At 39.5% G+C, this 6,293-nt stretch carries 5 protein-coding genes and 1 rRNA gene; 1 reads left to right on the forward strand and 5 read right to left on the reverse strand.

What is annotated here, in order from left to right:
- Positions 1 to 164: ribosomal RNA gene (locus tag EDD58_RS14550) — 16S ribosomal RNA — on the reverse strand; the annotation flags it as partial.
- 286 nt (positions 165 to 450) lie between these two features.
- Here EDD58_RS14550 and EDD58_RS14555 point away from each other — a divergent pair.
- The gene (locus EDD58_RS14555) at positions 451 to 2,466 is read left to right on the forward strand and encodes a hypothetical protein (protein ID WP_131926846.1); all 2,016 of its coding nucleotides are present in this window, start codon (positions 451 to 453) and stop codon (positions 2,464 to 2,466) included.
- A gap of 332 nt (positions 2,467 to 2,798) precedes the next feature.
- Here EDD58_RS14555 and EDD58_RS14560 read toward each other — a convergent pair whose 3' ends face one another.
- The 4 genes from EDD58_RS14560 to EDD58_RS14575 form a co-directional block, all read right to left on the reverse strand.
- Positions 2,799 to 3,974 carry a glycine C-acetyltransferase gene (locus EDD58_RS14560; RefSeq protein ID WP_131926848.1) on the reverse strand — a complete coding sequence of 392 codons (1,176 nt, stop codon included), beginning with the start codon at positions 3,972 to 3,974 and terminating at the stop codon, positions 2,799 to 2,801.
- 23 nt (positions 3,975 to 3,997) lie between these two features.
- A complete protein-coding gene (tdh, locus tag EDD58_RS14565) occupies positions 3,998 to 5,041 on the reverse strand; it encodes an L-threonine 3-dehydrogenase (protein WP_131926850.1) in 1,044 nt (347 codons plus the stop codon).
- Between the two features lie 221 nt (positions 5,042 to 5,262).
- Entirely contained in the window at positions 5,263 to 5,835 is a 573-nt protein-coding gene (locus tag EDD58_RS14570; protein WP_131926852.1) for a xanthine phosphoribosyltransferase, read from the reverse strand.
- A gap of 103 nt (positions 5,836 to 5,938) precedes the next feature.
- On the reverse strand, positions 5,939 to 6,293 hold a 355-nt coding region (locus EDD58_RS14575), incomplete at its 5' end, for an RNA-guided endonuclease TnpB family protein (protein WP_165875996.1).

Below are 6,293 nucleotides of genomic sequence, written 5' to 3' on the forward strand. Positions count from 1 at the left end.
TCCGGTATTAGCTCCGGTTTCCCGAAGTTATCCCGATCTTGCGGGCAGGTTGCCCACGTGTTACTCACCCGTTCGCCGCTAGGAGCCGAAGCTCCTCGCTCGACTTGCATGTATTAGGCACGCCGCCAGCGTTCGTCCTGAGCCAGGATCAAACTCTCCAAAATGGTTGTTTGATTCTATGCTCTCAAAAAATTAACAGGTCATGGTTTCACTCTTTAGTTTTCAAGGAACACTTTCATGTGATTCATTTTTTGTCACCATCTCGCAGCGACAAGATTTATAATAACACCATAAAAACTGAAAGTCAATCATTTTATTAAAAAATAACTCTGCGGCAGATTATTTGCATTTTTGTTACGATTATTTACATAATTAGATGTTAAGTTTTTTATTACAATAGATTTCACGCTAGTAGTGTTGAACTTTATAGAAAGGAAAAGGAATCATTCTATGCAACTTACTGAAGCTATAGAGTATCTGATAGAAACTGTAGATGATTTAAATATTCAATATGAACCCACTAGTCACCTCAATCCAACTAATCAAGAAGATACAATTTATATTGGTTCAAATAAGCCTGAATCAGTTGGAATTAGCTATTACCATGAAGGAACTGAATACGAATCTGTTACGGAATATCTTTATTTTGTTGACCAAGCTGAGCTACCACTCAGTCGTTCATTAGAAGAGCTACGCTTTAACATCGATGATCTGTCTCCTGATTCCTGTTTAGGATTTATCTTATTCTGTACACGACTTTTAGAAGTTCCTGCTGATGATTTTCCAGAAGATTGGATCGAATATGTGAATAAATGGGAACAAGGAGATGTCAAAACAACCGGGGAACCGTTTGAATCTTGGGGATGTCTACATAGTGCTCTTGCACATGCGCATGTTACCGTACAAGAAGTGATGGATGAACACGGAAACCATATGACAATCATTGATCCTCAAAACTATGTAAGCGGCTTTTTAGCTTGCGTAAAATTTGCTCTCGACTTGTTACTTGAGGAAGTTCTTCCTTATGAGATTCCAGAATTAGATCACATTGAGGAGTATCAACGTGCAATCGGGTTTGTTCGGGTTGAATATCAAAAATATTTACAAGCCCTTAACCATGCAACAGTTATCCAATTAGAACTTCCGATCCGGAATTCCAATCGAACACTATTGGTTGATGCCTTTATTGCCACAGAGAATACTTACATTGGTCTGTTGAAATCATTCTTGAGTAACGACGAAGAGCGAACATGGTTAGAGTCGGGATTTAGTTTTATGGCGATTTATCGTCCCGAACTCAAAGGAACAGGCAGTGACATAGTGATCTCGGTAGACCCAAACATGAATATCCATCTTGAAGATTTATGGATTCGATTAGAGGATTTGGAAAACGAAAGATGGGAAGGTCATCGTCCCTGTGATCAACCACGTTTCCCTGATCGTTCAGAAGCGAACCAACCTTGGTACGATGATCGTGGAAGATATGCACTGATTGCTGCGCCACAACGACTTGATCCCTATACATATGGCTCAAAATTAGACTGGTCAGATGTTGTCAGTGCGATTTGGGAACTATATAACCCTGCTAATTCGTTAGCTGTCCGCCCTTTTCTTGAAGATGGTTCGATCGGTGAAACCCAGATGATCTACCAATGCGACCCTCTGATTGTAGATCCGTCAACTCAAAAACAATTGACAGCAGTCAAATGGGATTCATTAAGTCCACAACAATCTCTAGTTACCTCACCGAGTATGAAACGATATCTTGCTGTATGTGCTTCAGGAAGCTTTGAAGGGGAGATCCCTCCGATTCACCCTCTTCCCAATGAAGTCAGCTTTGACTTTATCGAACTTTCATGTGGGTTTGCTATTATTCATTATAATGGTGTCTTAATATTAGATGATTGGAACAATGACCCCTTAGATTTCCCCTTATATACAAAGGAATTTCACCATTTACTCCAACGGGTCAAAGCGATCACAGAAATCCACGTTGAAATTACCAATCGAGTTGCAGATATTAAACAAAAACTTGAAGAAAAAGAAAGCTTATCAGGCTCAGAAATTCTCTCTTTAAACAACTGGATTGCCAAACAAAAAATGAAATTGCGTCACACGATCTTAGCTACCATGCCTTCTTCCATTGATTACAACTTACAAAAATTTCGTACCACTATTGAAAAACGTTGGGGACTTTCACGCCAACTAGAAGATTTATATGAATCTGTTACAGAAATAGAAAATATCATCAAAAACTATTCTGAAGCTCGCATCAATCGTTTAATTAGTTTCATTTCAATCTATGGATTTCCATTGGCTCTATTTAGCGGTCTATTTGAATTTATCTTTGAAGATGTATCAAGTCCTAAATGGTTTGGTGTGCACTGGGTTGGACTAGCCACTTTCTTATTTCTCTCCTTATCTAGTATCTGGTACATCCGTTTTCTCTTAAAAAATCGCAAGTAATATCAATAAAGTTGTCAGGTATTGATCCTGGCAACTTTATTTTATGTATGGATGAGCTCTTACTTGTGATGATTAATTTAATATATAATACAGTTTTTACTCACTTAGTGTGAGTAAGCCTCCTAGAATCTAACAAATCCCTGTTTTTGTTTGTGTAGCAAACTTGTTTATATTAAAAATAATCTAAAACTATCTTTTATTATGGAATTACTACAAAATTACTCTTCATTTTGTCTTAGAAAAAGTAGAAGGAGCATGATTCTGAAATCAATAATCACCTTAAACAATAAAAAAGATGATGAAAGGAAATCCCCTCATCATCTTCTTACTTTCTAGATAATCCCTAATTGTTTACCTGCTTTTTCAAATGCATTCAAAGCAACCTGTAAATCTTCTTTGGTATGAACAGCTGTTACAATTGTACGAACCCGAGCTTTTCCTTTAGCAACAGTTGGGAAAGCAATCCCCTGAGCATAAACCCCCTCAGTAAACAACTCATCAGATAACTTCATAGCTAGAGCGTCATCCCCTACAATCACAGGCGTAACTGGCGTTTCACTACTACCTGTCTGAAAACCGAGTTGGGTTAGTCCTTCTTTAAAGAAACGGGCATTCTCCCAAAGTCGTTCGATGAGTTCTGGTTCTTCTAGTAAAACATCAATCGCCGCACTGCATGCCGCAGTTACAGCTGGTGGGTGAGAGGTACTAAATAGGAAAGGACGTGCTCGATGAATCAGATAGTCACGTAACACTTGGGGGCCTGCAACATATCCTCCCAAGACACCAATGGCTTTAGATAATGTACCCACTTGAATATGAACTCGTCCATTTAAGCCGAAATGATCAACAGTTCCTCTTCCATTACTACCTAAAACTCCACTGGCATGAGCATCATCTACCATAACTAGAGCATCATATTTTTCACATAGCTCTACGATTTCAGGTAAAGGGGCAATGTCTCCATCCATACTGAAGACTCCATCCGTGATCACTAACCTAACACGTGCAGACTGTGTCTCTTGCAGAGCTTTTTCTAGATCGGCTAAGTCAGCATGCTTATAGATGCGACGCCCCGCCTTAGTTAGACGAATTCCATCAATAATGCTAGCATGATTCAATTCATCACTAATCACGACATCCTGATCTGTTAAGATCGAGGATATTACTCCAACATTGGCAGTAAAACCAGACTGAAAAACAAGTGCAGCTTCAGTATGTTTAAATTCAGCCAATTTTTTTTCAAAGTCCTCATGCATTTGAAATGTACCAGCAATCGTTCGGACCGAACCTGTTCCTGCACCATATTTTTCGACCGCTTCTAGTGCAGCTCGCTTTAATTTTGGATGCGTGGTTAATCCCAGATAGTTATTGGAAGAAAGTTGAATGACTTCTTTTCCTCGAATGGTTACCTTTGAACTTTGAGCTGATAATAGTTCAGTTAAAGGACGAAATGTACCTGCATCCTTCCACTGTTGGATCTCTGTTTCAAGATAAGAAAAACCTTTCACACTTGTTCCCTCCCAAGCTTAAACTAGTTGATGGTAAGTACAACCTTTCCACAATTTCCACTCTTCATCAGTTCAAATCCTTTTTCAAACTCTTCAAAAGGTAGTTGGTGTGTAATCAACGGTTGAAGATTTACCTTCCCAGACTCTAACAATCCAGCTGTCTGTTCCCATGTTTCAAACATCTTACGCCCTGTAATCCCATGAATCGTAATTCCTTTAAAAACAATTTGATTGGTAATATCGATTTCTACTGGACGTGTTGGTAAGCCTAACATAGACATTCGACCACCATGAACCAACATCTCCAATCCTTGTTTAATTGCGACTGGATGTCCTGACATCTCTAGAACCACATCAACACCATGACCTTGAGTAATCGCTCGAACCATTTTTACAGGATCTTCTTGAGAAGAATGAACGATATGAGTGGCTCCCATTTGTTCAGCCAATTGAAGGCGATACTCATTTACATCTAAAGCGATCACTTTGGATGCTCCAGCTGCTTTAGCAATCGCTACAGCCATTATACCAATCGGACCACATCCAACAACGGCAACCGATTTACCCACAATTTCCCCTGAGAGAGTCGTGTGTACAGCATTCCCCATCGGCTCCATGATGGAAGCGATTTCAAAAGGTAGCTCTTTACTATTCTTCCACAAATTCGACGCTGGTAATGCTACGTATTCAGCAAAACAGCCATCTCGATCCACACCAATGATTTGTGTATGTAAACAAATATGTCCGTCTCCACGTCGGCATGCTGAACATTGCCCACACACAATATGTGTTTCTGCTGAGACATGATCTCCCACCTCTACTGAGGTAACATGATCCCCTATTTCCACCACTACACCACTAAATTCATGTCCAAATACATAAGGGGGAGTGACACGACTTTTCGCCCAATCATCCCAAGTATATATATGAATATCCGTCCCGCAAATACTCGTCGCCTTCACTTTTATGAGCACTTCATCAGGACCAATCGTTGGGATCGGTACTTCTTTCAATATAGCCCCTTCACCCGAATGATGTTTAACTAGAGCACGCATGGTTCCGCTCATGACGGACACCCCTTTCCAACAATTCCATAACTTATATATAAATACTCTTAGATTATAACCGATAAAACCAAATCCGGAAATAAAAAATGTCCGCATTATACGGACATGTTTATAAGTATAAAAAAGATAGTGTCAAAACATCCACAGTTAGAGTCCATTTTTCGTCCAAATCATATCCCGCCATAGACACCATTAATAAGAGTGAAATCTGGTTCTCGATTCTAATCAACAAAAAGTACTTTGCCATCTTCTAATGAAGCAATCTTGGCTAGAGATTCGACACGAATGCCTTTCTCTCTCAATAATTTACCTCCCTCTTGAAACGCTTTTTCGATTAAAATACCAATTCCAACCAAGTGCGCTCCAGACTGCTCCACAATATCCATCAAACCATCAGCAGCTTGTCCATTTGCTAAAAAGTCATCGATCACTAACACCCGATCTTCTTTCGTAATATAATCTTTGGAAACAGTAATATGGTTGACTTCTTTCTTAGTAAATGAGAATACTTTTGACTCATATAAATGATTCCGCAAGGTTAACGATTTTTTCTTTCTTGCAAATACTACTGGAACTTGTAGTTCTAAAGCTGTCATAAGAGCAGGAGCAATGCCCGATGATTCAATCGTTAACACTTTCGTAATCTCTGTGTCTGAAAAACGACGGCAAAATTCACTTCCGATTCCTTTCATCAAAAGTGGATCAATTTGATGATTAATAAAAGCATCCACTTTAATAATTTCATTTGAAAGCACTTTACCTTCTGATAAGATTTTCTCTTTTAATGGTTGCAACAGAATTCCCCCATAAGCCTTTTTTGAACACTCCCCCCCACCTACGCCGATGGCTAAGAGGTGGGGGATTCTTAGAAACTCCCATCCACAGACAGGATCTTAACTAAGCTTCAACCGTAGTTCCTACGGCAAGAAGTCTCAACCCTTCATTCAAAATATTGTTTGTTGCATTTAAGTCTCTGTCATGATCTGTCCCACATGCAGGGCAAGTCCATGATCTCAAGTTCAGGTTCTTCACTTCTTTATTTCTAAAACCACAGTGAGAACAAAATTGGCTAGAAGGAAAGGTTTTACCCACCTTGACAATGGTTCTCCCAAACCATTCAGCCTTGTATTCCAACAAGGCTACAAACTCAGACCATAAAGCGTCTGTGATGGATTTAGCTAGCCGATGGTTCTTCACCATGTTCTTTACTTGCAAATCTTCCAAGCTGATGACTTGGTTTTCGTGAATCAGC

Origin of the sequence: Hazenella coriacea (assembly GCF_004341825.1) — a bacterium.
In the GTDB taxonomy this organism is placed as follows: Bacteria; Bacillota; Bacilli; order Thermoactinomycetales; family Thermoactinomycetaceae; genus Hazenella; species Hazenella coriacea.

What these genes read in the sequence shown, in the direction of transcription:
- EDD58_RS14555 (WP_131926846.1), top strand. Translation starts at nt 451, where the DNA reads ATGCAACTTACTGAAGCTATAGAGTATCTGATAGAAACTGTAGATGAT.
- tdh (WP_131926850.1), bottom strand. Translation starts at nt 5,041, where the DNA reads ATGAGCGGAACCATGCGTGCTCTAGTTAAACATCATTCGGGTGAAGGG.